This window comes from Nocardia vaccinii NBRC 15922, assembly GCF_001613305.1.
In the GTDB taxonomy this organism is placed as follows: Bacteria; Actinomycetota; Actinomycetes; order Mycobacteriales; family Mycobacteriaceae; genus Nocardia; species Nocardia vaccinii.
Window position 1 is genome coordinate 64,255 of the sequence record NZ_BDCC01000028.1, and the last position, 17,355, is coordinate 81,609.

Sequence of the window (17,355 nt, forward strand, 5' to 3'; positions counted from 1 at the left end):
AGGCTGCTCAACGGGCGTCCGGTGCGATCGCCCAGAGTCCATCGGCGTCGCCCGCGTCGAGCCGACCTCGATAGACAGCGAGTTTGTGGTCGATGAGCTCCAGGTTTTCCTGGAGCTCGGTAAGTTTCGCGATCACATCGGCGCGGTGGGCTTCGAGCAAGTCCAGTCGTTGCTGCTCGTTGCCGTGACCGGCGTCGACGAGCTGGGCGTAGCGCCGGATGGTCTTGATAGGCATGCCGGTAGCCCGCAGCTTCGTGCACACGGTGATCCAATCCAGGTCGAGTTGCCGGTACCGGCGACGACCGCTGGAAGTCCTGTCGATGGTGGTGACGACCAGACCGGCGCGTTCGTAATAGCGCAGCGTGTGCACACTGACCCCGGTGCGACGGGCGGCCTCGGCGATGCTGACCCCCGCCTGCGGATTCGAGTGGGCGGATTGGGATCTCGATTGCGGTTTGACTTCGAGCACGCTCTAAATTTTAACGTCGCGGTATGACAACAACATTGATCACCGGGGCCAACAAGGGACTCGGCTACGAGACAGCCCGCCGGCTCGTCGCGGCAGGCCATACCGTCTACATCGGCAGCCGGGATGTCGACCGCGGTCGACGCGCCGCCCAACAGTTGAGCGCGCGGGCCGTTCAGCTCGACGTCACCGACGATGCGTCGATACTCGCCGCGGCCGAAACCATCGAGGCAGACGGTGGGCTCGACGTGCTGGTCAACAATGCCGGCATCGCACCGGAATGGAGGGCCCCCAATGCCGTAGTCGGTGCTGGTGAGATGACCGCGGAATTGATGCGGAAGACGTTCGAGACCAACGTTTTCGGCATGGTCCGCGTGCTGCACGCGTTTCTGCCACTGCTGCAGCGCTCCCCCGCCGCGGTGGTGGTCAACGTCAGCAGTGGGCTGGCATCCCTGACCAGGGCCGCGACCGAAGGCACAGCGGCACACGCCTACCCCGGCGTCGCCTACCCGGCATCCAAGACCGCCGTCAACGCCATCACCCTGCGCTACGCACGGGCATTCCCCACCATCCGGATCAACGCCGTGGAGCCCGGATTCACCAGCACCGACCTCAACGCAGGCACCGGCACACAAACCGTCGAGCAGGGCGCCGAAATCATCGTGCGCATGACTCAAATCGACAACGACGGCCCTACCGGCGGATACTTCGACGCTGAAGGCGCAATCCCTTGGTGATCAAAACCTACTGGGCCGCCGCGAATCCGGACTCCTTTGGTCCGCGAGCTCGTATGGCCGGCGGCGCGCATCGTTCGAGTGCGGTCACTCGCCGGCATGGACGGCAGCCGCGACCGGCGCGGTGTTCGTCGTCGGTTCGGGTATCCATCCCGGTCGGGGGATGTACTCTGACTGCCCTCAGGGAGATTCGCGTGGGTCGGGCCCCCTCGAGGGAGGGAAGTCCGGATGATGGGCAGTGTCGTATCAGCCTGTGGCGCAGCGTGTTCAGTGGTCAAGCGCGGTCAGCTGCGCTTGGTTCTGATCGCAATCTCGGCCGTGTTGTGCTTTACCGGTGCTTCCATGGCGGTCAGTAGTGCGGATCCGATCCCGATTCCGCAGAACGACCTGTTCTACACCCCGCCGTCGGGCTGGGAGTCGCAAGCGCCGGGCACCGTGCTGAATTCGCGGCCCGTCGAGGTGGCCTCGATGGGTCCGCAGGCGCAGGACGCCGATGCCTGGCAGTTGCTGTATCGAACGACCGATAACACCGGTCAGCCCATCACGACCGTGACAACGGTGCTGCGGCCACGAACCGGGCAGGTCAAAGGTTTGATCAGCTATCAGGCTGCCGAAGATGCCTCGGCCCCGCAGTGCGTTCCCTCGTTCGCGCTCCGGCAAGGAGCGGTCCCGATGGACCACAAGTACGACGCCTCGCTGGATTTCATTCAGATCGGCCAGATGTTGTCGTCCGGTCATGCGATTTCCGTACCCGATTGGGAGGGAGCGAACGGGGCGCTGTTCACCCCGAATCAGCCGGGTTATACCGCGCTCGACGGAGTGCGCGCAGCCGAGGCTTTCGCGCCGCTCGGCCTGGCCGGCACCGATACCCCGGTTGCCGCGGTCGGCTACTCCGGCGGCTCGTGGGGCAGCGCTTGGATCGCGCAGGTTCAACCGACCTACGCTCCCGAACTACGACTGGTCGGTGTTGCCCGGGGCGGTGGGGCGTTCGGTGCGGCAGAGCCCATGGGCATGTACCTGCAGTCGCTCGACGGCGGTCCGTTCTCCGGTTTCCTGCCGTCGCTCCTGCCGGGCATGATGCGCGCGGACCCGCGGATGGCGGCGGTTTTCGACACGTATCTGACGCCCGCCGGGAAAGCGTTGATGGCTGCGGGTGGTGGCGAATGCATGGTGGTGGACGTGGAACAGCATGCGTTCCTGCACATGGACGACTACCTGACGATCCCGTATTCGCAAGTGCTCGAGCAGCTACAGGCATCGTTCGACGAGATCGACGGCATCACGGCACCGACTGTGCCGCTGTTCTTCTATCACGCCGTACACGACGAGATCGTCAACATCGCACCGGTCGACCAGACGGTGGCGAATTGGTGCGCCTCCGGGGCGCCGGTCACCTATACGCGGGACGAAATGAGCGAACACGCCAGTCTCGAGGTCGCTGCGATTCCTGCGGCCATGCGTTGGATCGATGACCGTCTGGCGGGGCAGCCCGCGCCGGATGGTTGCTCGATCCGCACGGTGCCGTCCATGTCGCTCGGTGGTGCGTAGCGCGCGGTCGGGACTACGCGGGGCGATACCCATACAGTTCGAGCACGTCCCGCCACGGCGTCCCCGCCCGTGTCCGCCACTGATCCTGTCGATGAGCCGGCGTTTCGTCCACTTCGGTTCGACCGCGCGGCCAGTCACATCCTGTAATGCCGCTCATTGAGCGGTTCGACCGAACAACCGAGCCCCCTCCAGGTCCCTGAAGGGGCTCAGTTGGAGTCTCTGACCAGCAGGTTCACTGCCTCGATGCCTACTTCTTTGCAGACGCTACACGTTGAAGCGGAACTCGACTACGTCCCCATCGTGCATGACGTAATCCTTACCTTCCATTCGGACCTTGCCGGCGGATTTGGCGGCGGCCATCGAGCCGGCCTCGACCAGGTCGCCGAAGGCGACGATTTCGGCCTTGATGAAGCCGCGTTCGAAGTCGGTGTGGATGACGCCGGCGGCTTTGGGGGCGGTGTCGCCCTGGTGGATTGTCCAGGCGCGGGCCTCTTTCGGGCCCGCGGTGAGGTACGTCTGGAGGCCGAGGGTGTGGAAGCCGGCGCGGGCGAGGGCGTGCAGGCCCGGTTCGGTTTGGCCGATGGATTCGAGGAGTTCCAGGGCGGATTCGTCGTCGAGTTCGAGGAGTTCGGCTTCGACCTTGGCGTCGAGGAAGACCGAATCTGCCGGGGCGACAGCGGCTTTCAGCTCCGCGACGCGTGCTGAGTCGGTGAGGATCGACTCGTCGGCGTTGAAGACGTAGAGGAAGGGTTTGGTGGTGAGCAGCGAAAGTTCTTTCAGCAGTTCGCTATCCACCTTCGAGCCCGCCGCGAAGAGGGTCGTGCCGTTGTTCAGGAACTCCTGGGCGGCCTTGGCGGCGTCGGCGACCGGTTTGCGGTCCTTCTTGACCTTCGCTTCCTTCTCCAGGCGCGGGACGGCCTTCTCCAAAGTCTGCAGGTCGGCGAGAATCAGTTCGGTCTCGATCACCTCGATATCGGCGGTCGGGTCGACCTTGCCGTCCACGTGCACCACGTCATCGTCGGCGAACACACGCACAACCTGGCAGATGGCGTCGGCCTCGCGGATGTTGGCCAGGAACTTGTTGCCCAGGCCGGCGCCCTCGGACGCGCCCTTCACGATGCCCGCGATATCGACGAACGACACCGTCGCGGGGACGATGCGCTCGGAGGAGAAGATCTCGGCGAGCTTGTTCAGCCTCGGATCCGGCAGCGGCACCACGCCGACGTTCGGCTCGATGGTGGCGAACGGATAGTTCGCGGCCAGCACGTCGTTCTTGGTCAGCGCATTGAACAGCGTCGACTTTCCGACGTTGGGCAGGCCGACGATTCCGAGGGTGAGACTCACGAGATCAGGAGTCTACGCGGCGGCTGTGCGCGCTGTTGCCCCAGGTAGATGATCGTCGCACCGAATCGCGGAGAACGCCCTGGACTCGGCTTCGCGGCCGCTGTCGAACAGTGCGGAGCAGCCGGTATGCGCAAACCGTCGGCGGTCCGCTTGCGTCATCCCACATAAGTGATGATCGCGTTGGCGATCACCGTGGCGATTCGCGCACGGCCGTCGCGTGATTCGAGTACCGCCGCATCCCCGGGATGATGCATATTTCCGCATTCGACCAGCGCGGTCGGGCGTTCGGAGAGGTTCAGGCCGGACAGGTCGCCGCGCGGGTCCAGGCCGTGGGAGCCGACGTAGGTGGAAGGGCTGAAGCCCGCCGCGGTGAAGCTGTCGCGCAGGGTGGTGGCCAAGCGGATCGACGGCTCGCCCTGGGCGGGGTTGCGCGGCGGGGCGGAATAGGCGACGTGGAAGCCGTGCGAATTCGCTCCCGGCGAGCCGTCGGCGTGGATCGAGACCACCGCCGCGGCATCGGCGCGATTGCCGATGGCCGCGCGTTCGTCGACGCACGGTCCGACGCCGGAGTCGTCGGGGCGAGTCATGACAACGGTAAATCCCTTGGCGGACAACGCGTCTCGGACTCGCGTCGCGACATCCCAGTTGAATGCGTGTTCCGGGTAGCCGCCCAGGGCGGCGGTTCCGGTGGTGTTGCACGCCTTCATCCCGCCCCGGCCGTCGGGGACTCGGCGGTTGATCGCGGCCGAGTGCCCGGCATTGCCTCCGTTGTGCCCCGGATCGAGGACGATCACGCGGCCCGCTCCGATAGCAGCCGGTGCGGTGTACGTGCTGGTGACCGGCGTGGGTGTGAGGGATGGGCGCTGCGGGGACGTGCTCGCGGAACCCGAGCCGCAGGCGGTCAGCAGCGCCGCGCAGGCCGATAATGCGGTCGCGCCGGAGCGACGACGATTCATCCGTTCACCGTGCCATACTCCGGCCGCCGGGCCCGAATGCGGCCGTCGGCGTGGCTCGAGTGGGACACGCGGGCGAACTCGCTCACAACTGCACTGCTCGTGGTCGAGCTACCCGTACGCGCCGCATCGAAGGCGAACCGGGTTGCGCTTCGTCCGAGATCCGCCGCACGCGCCCTCGACCAGGTCGTGCGCTGCTCGATCGTTTCCGGGTGCGGCAGTTGCCGGAACTGCGGGACATGTCGCGTACCAACGCAATCGTCGACGTTCCGAAGGTTCGGTACCAGCGTCAGCGCAAGATCGCTCACGCGCCGCGCAGGTCTGTGCCCCGTGTGGTGGAGTAGCAGATACCGAGGTGTGTCGGATGGCTCGCCCGGGACGATCACGGCGAACGTCCCCAACGCAGTAGCTCTGCGAGATCTGTTGTGGCAGCACCGGGGAAGTGGAAAATTCGCTCGTCGAGGTATGCGGGTTGCTCATGCGGCAGGCGACGCGGGCTTGCGGCCCAGGTGGCGGAGCAGGCGATTCACCGGGGTGCCCTACGGCTCGCCCGGGCGGTTGCGGCGTATGCGCCCGGTGATGCCGTACGCACGAGACATGTTGGGGTGGTGAGGGAGTGGGGAGGTGCGGCTCGCCCGGGCGTAGTGCTCACGCGGTGGTCCACCCGGGGTTTCGGCCCAGGTGGCGGAGCAGGCGATCTACCGGGGTATCGGACGGCTCGCCCGGGACGATGGCGGCGAACGCACCCCACTGACGCAATGGCTCCACGAGATCTGTTGCAGCGGTGAGGAAGTGGTTGGCGTGCTCATCGGTGAGTGATGGCTTGCGGCCGGTTGCGGTCGCGATGTCCCAGGCGTGTACGGCGGCGTCCATGGCGCACATGACGGCGGCGATCGGGGTGGGCAGTTCGCCGTGGGGGAGCGGAGTGGGGACCGACCGGGTTTCGTCGGAGACGGTGGCCCAGGCGGTAGCCGCTTCTTCCAGGGCCGCGGCGGTCAGGGCTGCCGGATCGTCGAGGATGCCGGACGGGGCGAACGGGTCGTACGCGGGGCCGGGGCCGACGCCGAGAGCCGCGGCGTAGGCGCGCTGATCTGCGGCCGCGTGCTGAATAACCTGTGCGACAGTCCATTCCGAGCAAGGTGTGATCGCGTTCAGATACTCGGCCTTCGCCTCGGCGACGGCGTCGGCGAGGGCGCGATGCGATGCTGCGAGGACCTCGCGCCACACCGGAGCGAGAGCCTCGGTCGCGGTGGTGCCGGTCTGCTGGGTGTTGGTCATCCTGATCTCCGTTTTCGCTGGTCTTTCTCGGTGTTGAACCCAGGCTATGAGCCCATTAGGCTAATTTCATTCCTAATGGAACACGGTCCGGTGAGGAGTTCGATGTGACGGCGACCACACGCGCGTTGCGACTGCTGTCGCTGCTTCAGGACCGCAGCTATACCGGACGTGAGCTGGCCGAACGTCTCGGCGTCACCGATCGCACCTTGCGCCAGGACATCAGCCGGCTGCGCGAGTTGGGTTATCCGGTGCACGCCGGACGCGGTGCGGCGGGAGGCTATCGCCTCGGCCAGGGCAGCACGATGCCGCCACTGCTGCTGGACGACGACGAGGCGGTCGCGGTGGCCGTCGCGATCGGACTGGCGCAGGACGGGTCCACCGGGATCGCCGATATCGGTGACAATGTGGCGCGGGCACTGGCGAAACTGGACAGGATCCTGCCGAAACGCCTGCAACGCAAGGTATTCGCACTGCGCAGCGCCACCGAGATCGGTCCCGCCGTGACGGGATCGCGCGAGCCGGACGCCCCGGTGACCGCGCAGACCCTGGCCACCGTGGCCGCAGCCGTGCGCGCCGGACGTACTCTGCGGATCGATGATCGTCAGGTCGAGCCGTATCGGCTGATCAACTGGCAGCGCCGATGGTATCTGGTCGGCTACGAACTCGAAACTCACTGCTGGCGTGCGTTACCCGTCGCCACATGGCGGAATGTCGAAGCAGCCGAACGATATTTCGCAGCGCGAGCCCTGCCCGAGGACGACCTGGTCGCCTTCGTCCTGCGTGAAATCGCCACGGCCGGTTGGCAAGTGCACGCCCGCATCACCGTTCTCGCGCCCGCCGAAACGGTCATCGCGCGGATCAATCCGACGGTGGGCGTCGTCGAGTCGATCGACGAGGACTCCTGTCTGCTGCTCACCGGCGCGGACACGCTCGAGACCATCGCGATCTATCTGAGCATGCTGATGATGGATTTCCGAGTCGATGGCCCGCCGGAACTGGTGGCGCACATCCGGACCCTGGCGCGCCGCTACGCGGCTGCCGTCCCGCAGGCGTGAGATCTCGGAAACCATCCGCACACAGGGGTTTTGTGACCCATTGGACGACACGCGAGCAGCGGCGCGGAATTTACACTCAGCCTGTGATGCGGTCGGCCAGTGTTCCGTTATCGTTCACCTCACTATCCGATGCTGCTGCTGCTGGCGCGCCAGAGCTGGTTCGTCGATCCGGAGCGTTCTGGCCGGTGCGGCGGCACCTGTCCGACGTGTGCCGGGAGACCGTTCCGAAAGAATGAGGGAAACGTGCCTGCACTCGTTACTCTCACCGGTCGTCTGGTGCGACTGGAACCGCTTGCGCCACAGCATGTCCTGGGCCTCGCTGCGGCGGGAACCGGGGATCGCGAAGCGTATGCGTACACGCCCGTACCGCACGGGACCCAGGAGGCCGCCGACTACGTCACGCAGGCCGTGGCCGCACATGCCGCCGGATCCGGGCTGGCATTCGCGATCGTCTCCGCCACGGACGATCGGGTTCTCGGATCGACCAGATTCAGCCGGTTCGACTACTGGCAGGGGCCGATGGTCTGGCCGGTCGTGCACGGGCTGCCGTCCGACGATCCGCTGCTGGCCACACCCGACGCGGCCGAGATCGGCAATACCTGGTTGTCCCCGCAGGCGCGCGGGGCCGGGATCAATCTGGAGTCCAAGCTGTTGATGTTGACGCACGCCTTCGAGGTGTGGCGGGTACGCCGCATCGCACTGCGAGCGGACGTGCGAAATATGCGCTCCCGCATGGCGATCGAGCGACTGGGGGCGACCAGCGACGGAGTCCGGCGCGCACATTCGCGGGGCTTCGATGGCGAAGTTCGCAGCACCGCTTTCTATTCCATTCTGGACGAGGAATGGCCGGCCGTGCGCGCCACCATCGGACGCGAACTCGACGGCGGCCCGCAACTGCTCAACGCCTGATCGCCGCCGTTCGCTATCGGGCCGTGACGAATCCCTGCGAGACCATCCAGTCCCTGGCGACCACGGCAGGTTCGGCGCCGTGCAGGTCGACCTGACCGTTGAGTTCGGTGATGGTCTCGTTGGTCAGCGCCCGGGAGATCGGCGCTAGCACCTTCGCCACCTGCGGGTGCGTGTCGGCGAAGGATTGCCGCATCACCAGTGCCGCATTGTATTTCGGGAAGAAACCGAGGTCGTCGTCGAGCAGATGCAGATTCAGCGCCTTGATGCGGCCGTCGGTGGTGTCCACCGAGCCGAACTCGCAGGTGTTGTTCGCGGTCGCGGGATAGACCAGTGCGTCCTGCATGAGCTGCTTGTGCACCCTGCCGACATCGATGCCGTATTTCGCGGCCATACCCGGGAAACCGTCCGGGCGCACACTGAATTCGGTACCCAGGCAGGTCGGTCCGATACTCGAATCGGTATTGATCAGGCGCGCGTAGTCCGACAGTGTCTTCGCGCCGGTCTTCTCCGCGCCCGCCGCGTTGACGACCATGGCGTAGGTGTTGTTCATCGGCGCCAGGTCCGCCCACACCATGCCGTTCTTCGTCAGATCCTCGTCGCGCACCGCCTGAAACTGCTTGTCGGAGTCGGGAATCGGATTCTCGTTGCCGAGGTAGTTGATCCAGCCGGTGCCGGTGTAGTCGTAGGCGATGTCGACCTGGCCGTGCAACTGGGCGTCGCGCAGACTGTTGGAGCCGGTGATGTCGGTCAGGTCGCGCACCTGTGCGCCGGCCGCGGTGAGGGCGAATTCCAGGATGTAGCCGAGGACGAGTTGTTCGGTGAAGTCCTTGGAGCCCACCGTGATCCGCACGCCCTTCAGCTCCGGTACGGCAGTGATACTGCCCGGACCGACCTCCAGCGGCACCGAGCCACCGGATTCGAGCCCGCATCCCGATACCGGGAGCAGACACAGCACGGCTGAAAGTGTGGCCAGCAGTGCACGTTTCACCGCAACCCCCGCGGTCCGAGGAATTGTTCGGCGAGTGCGCCGAGCCAGTCGACGACCAGCGCCAGGGCGACAACGAGCAGTGCGCCCACCCACAGAGTCACGTTGTCGCGCAACTTGTATCCGGTATCGATCAGGATGCCGAGGCCGCCCGCGCTAACCAGGAAGGACAGCGTGGCAGTGCCCACCGCAAGCACCAGCGAGGTCCGAAGGCCTGCCAGGATATATGGCACGGCCAGCGGAAACTCGATGCGCCGCAGCACCGTTGCCGACGACATGCCCTGACCGCGTCCGGCGTCGACCAGCGTCGGATCGACCTGCTGATATCCAAGGATCGTATTGCGCAGCACCGGAAGCAACGAATAGAACGCGATCGGCGCGACCCCGACCCAGAAGCCGGTCTTCTGGGTGAGCAGGTAGTACAGGACGATCAATCCGATGGCCGGCGCGGCCGCACCGACATTGGAGATGCCGACGAAAAACGGTGCGAGCCTGCGATATCCGGGTCTGGTCAGCAATGTGCCCAGCGGCACCGCGATCACCACGACGATCGCCACCACGGTAATGGTGATCAACACGTGCTGCCGCACCACGGTCGCGATATTCGCCGCGGTGATACTGGCCTGCTGCGTCGTGGTGAGCGTGCGATGGAACGCCCAGAACAGCACCCCGACGGCCAGCACGATCGCCAGTAGCGGCTGCACGGCCAGCCTCACCAGCTCGGCCCGCCGCTCGGTACGCTGATCCATCGCGGTCATACGCGCTTCCCGCCGAAATCGGTCCGCGGCACGCTGTGCCGGATGCCCCCCGCGGTCATGACTTCGCCTCGCCGCTGCCCGGCTCGGCCGGGGGCGGTGTGCCCGGATTCGGTTCCGTTTCGGCGGTGTTCGCGGTACCGCAGGCCGCGTCGATTGCCTCGGTGGACGCCGCCTCGGCGCTCAATTCGACACGCGCATCGGGCGTTTCGCCGGGTTCTGCGCCCGCGTCGCTGCTACCGCTGGAATTCTCCGCATCGGTCGTCTCGGCGATTTTTGAGCTCGCACTGCCGGTTTCGGCATCGGCGGCGTCCGCTCCCGCAGATCCGGTACGCGCCGTCGCAGCGGTATCTTGCGTGTCCTTTGTAGCAGCGCCGCCGGCGTCCTGCCCCCCGGCTGTGGTGTCGTCGGCGGATTGCGCAGGCACAACGGATGTTTCGGCGGCTTGCGGCTTGGCCTCGCCGCTACCGGATGTTCCGGCATCTGATGCTTCGGCGCTGTCGGCGCTCGCACTGCCGGTTGCGGTGGCATCGATGTTCGCCGCAGCGCCTGTGCCCGCGTGGTCCGCGTCGGTATTCGAGGGGGTGGAATCCATTGCGGCACTGGAGTGTTCGTCGCGGATGGCGGACAGGTGGGCAACCAGTGTATCGATGGCGATGAGACCGGCGTATTCGCCGCGGCGGCCGGTGACGACGGCGTGGGCGGTGCTGTCGGCGAGCAGGGTTTCCAGGGCCTCCTGGAGCGAGGCGCGCAGGGCGACTGTTCCGGCGACCGGCTGGCCCGCCTCGCGCAACGACGCGGCGTGCGCCAGGTGAGCGGCCGAGACCCAGCGCAGCGGGCGACGCTGGGCATCCAGGATCAGACCCCATTTCCAGTCGCGCTCGGCCAAGGCGGCGCGCAGGGCGTCCGGAGCGTCGGACTCGATCGCGGTGGGGCATTGGCCCAGGTCGACATCGGTGACGCGGGTGAGGGTGAGCTGTTTGAGTGCGGCATCCGCGCCGACGAAGCCGGCGACGGTGTCATCGGCCGGCTCGGCCAGGATCGCGGCCGGGGTGTCGTACTGCAGGATGCGGGATCGATCGCCCAGTACGGCGATTCGGTCGCCCAGCTTGACCGCCTCGTTGAAGTCGTGAGTGACGAAGACGATGGTCTTGTGCAGGTCGGCCTGCAGGCGCAGCAGCTCGTCCTGGAGCAGACCGCGGGTGATCGGATCGACCGCGCCGAACGGCTCGTCCATCAGTAGTACCGGCGGATCGGCGGCCAGCGCTCGGGCGACGCCGACGCGCTGCTGCTGCCCGCCGGACAGCTGACGCGGATAGCGGCGACGGAATGTCGCGGGTTCGAGGCCGACCAATTCGAGCATCTCGTCGACCCGGGCGTTGATCCGTTTGCGATCCCAGCCGAGCAGCCCCGGCACCGTCGCGATATTGCGGGCGACGGTCAGATGCGGGAACAGTCCGGCCTGCTGAATCGAATAACCGACGCTGCGGCGCAGCCGATCCGCGTTGATGCCCGCGACATCCCGGCCGTCGATGGTGATGGTGCCCGAGGTCGGCTCGATCAGGCGGTTGATCATCCGCATGGTGGTGGTCTTACCGCAGCCCGAGGGGCCGACGAAGACCACGATCTCCCCGGCCGGAATGGTGATCGAGAATTCCTCGACGGCCGGTTCCCGTTGTCCCGGATAGCGTTTGGTCACCGAATCGAGCACGATCTCGGCGCCGTGCCGCTGTTCTGCGGTATCGGATCCGGCGGTTGCGGTATCAGTCACGGATTCCCCTGGGGGTGGTGAGGCGGCCGATGAGGGCGAGCACGGCGTCCAGCAGGAGTGCCAGCACGATGATCAGCACCGTGCCGCTCAATGCCATCGGTACCGCGGTCGGGCTGCCGAGGCGAGCGAGGCCGGAGAAGATGATGTTGCCCAGGCCGGGGCCCTTAGCATAGGCGGCCATCGCGAGGATGCCCATCGACATCATGGCGCTGACCCGCATACCCGCCAGGATCGCGGGCCAGGCCAGCGGTAGTTCGATACCGGTGAGCACCCGCAGCCGGTTCATCCCCACCCCGCGGGCGGCGTCCGCCACGGCCGGATCGACGCCCGCGAGTCCGACGATCGTATTGCGCAGGATCGGCAGCAGCGCGTACAGCACGAGCGCGGTGACGGTGGGCCGCACGCCCAGACCGAGTACCGGAATGAGCAGGCCGAGCAGGGCGAAGGAGGGGACCGTCAGAATGATGCTGGCCGCCGCGGTGGCCAGTGCCGAACCCCAGGGACTGCGATGGACGACGATGCCGACCAGCACCGCCGCCACGGTCGCGATCACCACCGACTGCACCACCGCGGAAACGTGCAGATACGAATCCGTCAGTAGCTGAGTGCGGTGATCGACGACATATGTCCACAGAGTGTCCAGGATGGTTCCTTCCGGCGGCTCGACATCCGCGGGACAGTGTATCGGCGGGTTGCCGGAGATGTGCGATTTCTGTCTTTCGGTGCGATCTTTCGCGGTGGTGATCGCCAAATATTCCGTGCGACCGCGCCTTTCCCGGTCAGTGAGATGAAATATGGCCTAACTGAGACACTTTCGAGCATTCGAGTGTGGCGGGCGACGGAAATGGAGATCAGCGCGCCGATGCCGTTCGATTCGGTGCGACCGCGTGGGTGGATGCGCGCACAGATGTGTCGGCGCCGGTGAAATGCCTCGAAGAAATTTTCGGGCCGGGGGAACCGCGCTGCTCGATCGAACGTCTTATCGAATGCGGGTGGGGCGAGGCCGAGATGAGGGGTGAATGTGTGCAGTCGCGGTAGACCGCCGGCCGCGCGTTTCGGGGTGTCCGGGACCGCGGATTCGGTGATGCGTCAAGTGGGCTATGTGGTGGCAAAGTGGGGATCTCGGATGCGGCGGTCCATCGCAGCGCGTGCGTTCGGCCGGATTCCTTCCGGCCGGAAGCGGGCGAGCGGTGCCAGGCCGCGGGCGCGGGCAGCGCGGAAATATGCCGCGATCCGTGCCGCTACCTGCGTATTCGGGTATCCCGGGGCGTCGGTGCCCGACAGCGATACGGGTGTTCTCCCCATCGGTGGTGGCAGTGAGTGTGATGCGGTAGAAAAATCTCGTTACGCCGGGGCCGATCGGACGGGTAAGGTCGGTCTCGGCCGTTCGGGAAATACCGCCTGTGGCGTGCGAGTATTTCTGACCGGTGGGGGAGGCGCACTGCGCGCCGAGCCTTACTATGGACCCGGCGGCGCCCGGCAGCGCCGTCGACGCGGTCCCTGTCCTGCTGCCCCCTCATCGGCAGGACAGGGACTTGCACACCGGGGGCGCTACTTCATCTCGCCGATCGCTCTGTATGTCGTGTCATTGCGTCGTATTCGCGCGCTGGAGCCGGGCATCGGTACGCTCGGGCGTGGGATCGGTTTCGGCAGGCGCACCATCCGGCACAGCGAGGTTTCGGTAACTCATGCGACAGTCCAGCAAGCCCCCTGCCTGGATCGATTACGAAGAGTTCGGCGAACGGTTCGTCGCTGCCGCGGTGACGCCGGCACGAATCGAGGCCGCGGTCGCGGGAATGGCCGGGCGGGGGATATCCATAGGTCCGTTCTCGATCGGCCCGTCCGGGCTGGCGGGGTTCGTGGCCGAGGGCAACGTCGGCAAACCGCAGATCGTGCGCAATGACCCGCATGTGACCTTCGAGGTCGGACTGCCGGTATCGCTGCACCTCACCGTGACCCTCGGGGGCAGGCAGTTTCGCCTGGAAGCGGTCGTGGAGATCGATCTCACACTGCACGCGCGCACCGCGGACCCGCTGCTGATCGTCATCGATATTCCGCGCGTGCGCGGGCGCGATGTCAGTTTCGTGGTCCGTGCCGAGGCCGTCGGCAACGCGATCGATCTGCTGATGGATCCGATCGCGACGCTCGTGCAGCGCGAGGTCGCCAATCGGGTCAACGGCATGCTCGCCGATCCGGCCGCTCGCCGCGCCCGCGTCTTCGACGTCGAGGCCATCATGAACGGCGTCCGTTCGGAACATCGGGCGCTCGGGCAGTTCAACTGGATCGACTACGCGGAATTCGGGCGCAGATTCTTCCCACGCATCGTCACCGCGGCCCGGGTGCGCGAGGTCGTCGAGGGGTTGGCCGGGCGGAACGTCCAGGTCGGTCCGCTGCGCGCCGGACCGCGCCGGGCGGCCACGGTCGATGTGAGGGGCGCGGTGCGGATGCCGCGGCTGTTCGAAAGGGCCGGGGATCCGGTGCAATTCGAGCTGAGCATCCCCGTCACGTTGGATATCACGGTCGCCGTCCTGAGCGACAACCGTTATCGCGCCGAGGTGGAAATTCCCCTGGTGCTCGTCGTGCGGGCGGCGGACCCGCTGTTCGTCGTCATCGATGCCGTACCGCCCGACGCCCAGGACATCGCGGTGGACCTACGGGCCCAGACCCGCCGGGCCCGGGTGCTCGGCGTGCTCGGCGGCATCCGTGGGCAGATCGCGGCCCAGGTGGCGCGGGTCGTCGTGACCGAACTCGCCGATCCGTCGATACGCATCATCGACGTCGCGGACCGCATCACCGCGGCCACCGGCTGACACTCCGCTGAGACAGGGGGGATTTCTGGTGCGTGTGTGGTTGATGTGCCCCGTGAGGATGGCGGTTCTCATGTGAGTGTGGTGAAATTGGTTCACGTCGAGGTGCCTGGCGCGCAGATGGCAATCACGATGTCATTGGGGAAGGTGCGCCGGGTGCGTCGGCGGTTCCAACGGGCAGTACAGGGCAGATACGCGAGTATGCAGTTCCACTGAGCCGAAGGAGTCTCGCCGATGCGTTCCGTGCCGATCTCGCGCCGCACCCTCCTCGGATATGCCGCCGGTACCGTGGCCGGGGCCGCCACCGTCACCGCACTCGCACCTCCTGCCTCGGCCGAGCGGCCGGGCCTGGGCACGCTGGTCGACTATGCGGGCGGAGTCCCCTCGGCCGCGTCCATCCGCTCGGCCGGACATGCCGGTGCGATCCGGTACGTCTCGGAGCGGCGGCCGGGCGCGGAATGGATGGCGGGCAAACCGCTACGGGCCCGGGAAGTCGACGCGCTGCACGAGGCCGGGCTCACGGTCGTATCGAATTACCAGTACGGCAAGGGCCCCACGGCGGATTGGCGCGGCGGCAGGGAGGCGGGCAAGCAGTGCGCCGGGCGCGGCCTGCATCTGCACGGCGCCGCCGGGGGCCCGGACTCGGCGCCGATCTACGCCTCCATCGACGACAACCCCTCCGTGCTGGAATTCGCCCGGATGATCGCCCCCTACCTGGCCGGATGGCAATCGGTGATCGGCAACGATCGCCTCGGCGTCTACGCCAACGCCCCCACCATCGAACTCGCCCGCGTGTCCGGACTGGGAACGTACTTCTGGCAACACGATTGGGGCACCCCGGCCGGATTCGTCCACCCCGCAGCCAACCTGCACCAATTCCAGATCAACAAGTGCACCCTCGACAACATCAGCGTCGACCTGAACACCATCCTCACCAGGAACTACGGCCAGTGGTGACCGAGGTCCCGCAACGGTTCGGCGGAAGCTGAAAATCCTGCCTCAGGTCTGGCAGTGGCAGGTGGGGTCTTTCGACAGGTCGGGCTCTTCGGCGACGACGCGGAGCGTCGGGCGCGCCTCGGGGGCTTCGCGGTCGCCCATCCAGGCCAGCAGTGACCAGCGGGAGATTCCGGACAGGACCGACCCCAGACTGAAGAACGAGCCGATCGAGCCGACCGACAGCACCGATCCGACGCTACCGATGGACAGCACCGAATAGGCCGATCCGATGGACAGGATGGAGCGTTCGGAGCGGATCGACAGGATCGATCGATGCGAACGCGTGGAGAGCACCGATTTGTAGGACCGGCGGGACATGATCGAGCGCCCGGCGCGGCCGCGCCGGGTGAACTCCGGTTTCGCGCGGTCGGAATCGGAGGCGGACGATGCGGACCGTACGAGCTGATCGACAGTCGACATATATGCGGTCTATCACAATTCGCAAGAGTTCTACGCTGTATCAAGACCAAAAAACCGGAGTGTCGCGCTGGGCGACACTCCGGTGTGATCTGGCGTCGAGCCCGTTGGACCGGGCCGAATGCGGTTATGCGTGCGGTGCGGCCGCCGGTGCCTTGGCCTGCGGCTGCGTGGCCTGCTGCGGCTTGACGTGGGTCTGCGCCTGCGGCTGCTTGGCCGGGGTCTCGGCCTGCGGCACGGAGGCCCGTGCCGCATTGGGGACGGTGAAGAACCCCAGGGTCGGCAGGAACGAGCAGGTGATCGGAGCCTTGTCGGCGGCGGGCTGCGTGGTCAGCGAACCGGAGACCACCGCGACGACCCGTCCCGAGCCGGTGTTGGCGATCGCGGACAGGGTGGCCGGTCCGCCGGGGTTGATGTGCGCGGCATCGGTCAGCGCCAGCGTGCCGCCCCGACCGCTGTCCAGGTTGATCCACTGCACCGTCATCGGTGTCTTCTGCTGCGGCGTAAGACCTTTGGTGCCCAGGGCGGTGAACACGAATCCGGTCTGGCCGGCCTTGGGGCCCGGGGGCGGCAGTTCGGCGGGGCCGGGTACGGCCAGTGCGGTGCCGACCGAATCCGAGCCCGGGCCGATGCAGTCCTTGCCGATGCTCGGGTAGAGGAACTGGGCGATGGTCGGCCCATTCTTGGGGATGTCGGGCCCGCCGCCGTTGCTACCGTCGAGGAAGGCGATCAGCGCGCCGAGAGTCTGTTTGACCGACGGGGGCAGGCCCGAGGAATTGAGCGCCTGCTGTGCTTGGGCCAGGAGCGACTGCTGCGCCGGACTGGAGACCTGCGTGGCCGCCGCGGCGCCGACGATGGCGGGCGCCAGTGAGACCAGCGCGTCCACCGGCACACCCTCCGGGACCAGCGGCGGATTCGCCTGGGTCTGCGCGGCCGGGGCGGCGATGGCGGTGGTCGAAGCGGTGAGGGCCGCGCCGGCCGCGAGGGCCAGCACCGACAATGCGAACCGCGTTCCTCTGATGCGAAGCACTGGTGTAGCCGTCCTTAGCTCGGGTACGTCGAGATGCGATGCGAGGGCGCACCGCGTACGCCGTGCCACTCTAGGGAGTGAGCAGGGTGTTGTACAGCGCAGCCGCGATCTTCTGTTCAGCTAATGGCAAGTTATTCGGTACATGCTCGGAATATATCGCGTGACCAGTGGTGCTTATGGGATTGATGGGGCAAATGGTACCGGGCGTGTCACGGGTTCGCCGTGTCACGGGTTCGCGAAGTGTGGGGACGGTGTGATTAGTCTTGAGCCGGCCCGCCGACCCGACCGAAAGTTGTTCGCAGTGAAC

The 17,355-nt window shown here is 66.5% G+C and carries 14 protein-coding genes and 2 pseudogenes; 6 read left to right on the top strand and 10 right to left on the bottom strand.

Annotation, left to right across the window (positions count from 1 at the left end; translation table 11 throughout):
* Positions 1–7 precede the first annotated feature (7 nt).
* The gene (locus NV1_RS18875) at positions 8–469 is read right to left on the bottom strand and encodes a MerR family transcriptional regulator (RefSeq protein ID WP_067893048.1); all 462 of its coding nucleotides are present in this window, start codon (positions 467–469) and stop codon (positions 8–10) included.
* A gap of 23 nt (positions 470–492) precedes the next feature.
* Between NV1_RS18875 and NV1_RS18880 the strand changes: the two genes are divergently transcribed.
* Complete coding sequence (locus NV1_RS18880) at positions 493–1,203, top strand: SDR family NAD(P)-dependent oxidoreductase (protein WP_067893050.1); 711 nt, start codon at positions 493–495, stop codon at positions 1,201–1,203.
* 339 nt (positions 1,204–1,542) lie between these two features.
* Positions 1,543–2,748 (top strand): lipase family protein, encoded by a 1,206-nt coding sequence (locus tag NV1_RS18885; protein ID WP_245713795.1) that lies wholly within the window; start codon positions 1,543–1,545, stop codon positions 2,746–2,748.
* Between the two features lie 264 nt (positions 2,749–3,012).
* Here the strand turns inward: NV1_RS18885 and ychF are convergent, their stop codons facing one another.
* The 3 genes from ychF to NV1_RS18900 all read right to left on the bottom strand — a co-directional run bounded on the left by ychF (position 3,013) and on the right by NV1_RS18900 (position 6,323).
* Positions 3,013–4,092, bottom strand: coding sequence for a redox-regulated ATPase YchF (ychF, locus tag NV1_RS18890; protein ID WP_067893052.1), 1,080 nt, complete (start codon positions 4,090–4,092; stop codon positions 3,013–3,015).
* Positions 4,093–4,247: 155 nt separating this feature from the next.
* Positions 4,248–5,048: an N-acetylmuramoyl-L-alanine amidase gene (locus NV1_RS18895; RefSeq protein ID WP_067893054.1), complete on the bottom strand. Its 801-nt coding sequence runs from the start codon at positions 5,046–5,048 to the stop codon at positions 4,248–4,250.
* Positions 5,049–5,693: 645 nt separating this feature from the next.
* Positions 5,694–6,323: a TIGR03086 family metal-binding protein gene (locus NV1_RS18900; RefSeq protein WP_067893056.1), complete on the bottom strand. Its 630-nt coding sequence runs from the start codon at positions 6,321–6,323 to the stop codon at positions 5,694–5,696.
* 104 nt (positions 6,324–6,427) lie between these two features.
* Here NV1_RS18900 and NV1_RS18905 point away from each other — a divergent pair, with 104 nt between their 5' ends.
* Positions 6,428–7,378: a helix-turn-helix transcriptional regulator gene (locus tag NV1_RS18905; protein ID WP_067893058.1), complete on the top strand. Its 951-nt coding sequence runs from the start codon at positions 6,428–6,430 to the stop codon at positions 7,376–7,378.
* Positions 7,379–7,621: 243 nt separating this feature from the next.
* Positions 7,622–8,287, top strand: a complete 666-nt coding sequence (locus tag NV1_RS18910) for a GNAT family N-acetyltransferase (protein WP_067893256.1) — start codon at positions 7,622–7,624, stop codon at positions 8,285–8,287.
* Positions 8,288–8,300: 13 nt separating this feature from the next.
* Here the strand turns inward: NV1_RS18910 and NV1_RS18915 are convergent, their stop codons facing one another.
* The 4 genes and pseudogenes from NV1_RS18915 to NV1_RS18930 all read right to left on the bottom strand — a co-directional run bounded on the left by NV1_RS18915 (position 8,301) and on the right by NV1_RS18930 (position 12,441).
* The gene (locus NV1_RS18915; RefSeq protein WP_067893059.1) at positions 8,301–9,275 is read right to left on the bottom strand and encodes a glycine betaine ABC transporter substrate-binding protein; all 975 of its coding nucleotides are present in this window, start codon (positions 9,273–9,275) and stop codon (positions 8,301–8,303) included.
* On the bottom strand, positions 9,272–10,030 hold the full coding sequence (locus tag NV1_RS18920; protein WP_067893060.1) for an ABC transporter permease: 759 nt from the start codon (positions 10,028–10,030) through the stop codon (positions 9,272–9,274). Before NV1_RS18920 ends, NV1_RS18915 begins: the two co-directional genes overlap by 4 nt.
* 547 nt (positions 10,031–10,577) lie before the next feature.
* Positions 10,578–11,798 (bottom strand): annotated as a pseudogene (locus NV1_RS18925) (ABC transporter ATP-binding protein); the annotation flags it as partial.
* Positions 11,791–12,441 carry an ABC transporter permease gene (locus NV1_RS18930; RefSeq protein WP_067893258.1) on the bottom strand — a complete coding sequence of 217 codons (651 nt, stop codon included), beginning with the start codon at positions 12,439–12,441 and terminating at the stop codon, positions 11,791–11,793. The pseudogene NV1_RS18925 and the gene NV1_RS18930, both read right to left, overlap by 8 nt.
* A gap of 1,045 nt (positions 12,442–13,486) precedes the next feature.
* Between NV1_RS18930 and NV1_RS18940 the strand changes: the two genes are divergently transcribed.
* A complete protein-coding gene (locus tag NV1_RS18940) occupies positions 13,487–14,608 on the top strand; it encodes a hypothetical protein (protein WP_067893062.1) in 1,122 nt (373 codons plus the stop codon).
* 231 nt (positions 14,609–14,839) lie between these two features.
* Positions 14,840–15,562: a DUF1906 domain-containing protein gene (locus NV1_RS18945; protein WP_067893063.1), complete on the top strand. Its 723-nt coding sequence runs from the start codon at positions 14,840–14,842 to the stop codon at positions 15,560–15,562.
* 42 nt (positions 15,563–15,604) lie between these two features.
* Here the strand turns inward: NV1_RS18945 and NV1_RS18950 are convergent, their stop codons facing one another.
* Positions 15,605–15,919, bottom strand: a complete 315-nt coding sequence (locus NV1_RS18950; protein ID WP_067893260.1) for a hypothetical protein — start codon at positions 15,917–15,919, stop codon at positions 15,605–15,607.
* A 358-nt stretch (positions 15,920–16,277) separates the two neighbouring features.
* Positions 16,278–17,048: pseudogene (locus NV1_RS18955) on the bottom strand (Rv1157c family protein); the annotation flags it as partial.
* Positions 17,049–17,355 lie beyond the last annotated feature (307 nt).

Coding starts and splice junctions, on each gene's coding strand:
- NV1_RS18950 (WP_067893260.1), bottom strand. CDS start 15,919: ATGTCCCGCCGGTCCTACAAATCGGTGCTCTCCACGCGTTCGCATCGA.
- NV1_RS18945 (WP_067893063.1), top strand. CDS start 14,840: ATGCGTTCCGTGCCGATCTCGCGCCGCACCCTCCTCGGATATGCCGCC.
- NV1_RS18920 (WP_067893060.1), bottom strand. CDS start 10,030: ATGACCGCGATGGATCAGCGTACCGAGCGGCGGGCCGAGCTGGTGAGG.
- NV1_RS18895 (WP_067893054.1), bottom strand. CDS start 5,048: ATGAATCGTCGTCGCTCCGGCGCGACCGCATTATCGGCCTGCGCGGCG.
- NV1_RS18940 (WP_067893062.1), top strand. CDS start 13,487: ATGCGACAGTCCAGCAAGCCCCCTGCCTGGATCGATTACGAAGAGTTC.
- NV1_RS18880 (WP_067893050.1), top strand. CDS start 493: ATGACAACAACATTGATCACCGGGGCCAACAAGGGACTCGGCTACGAG.
- NV1_RS18885 (WP_245713795.1), top strand. CDS start 1,543: ATGGCGGTCAGTAGTGCGGATCCGATCCCGATTCCGCAGAACGACCTG.
- NV1_RS18900 (WP_067893056.1), bottom strand. CDS start 6,323: ATGACCAACACCCAGCAGACCGGCACCACCGCGACCGAGGCTCTCGCT.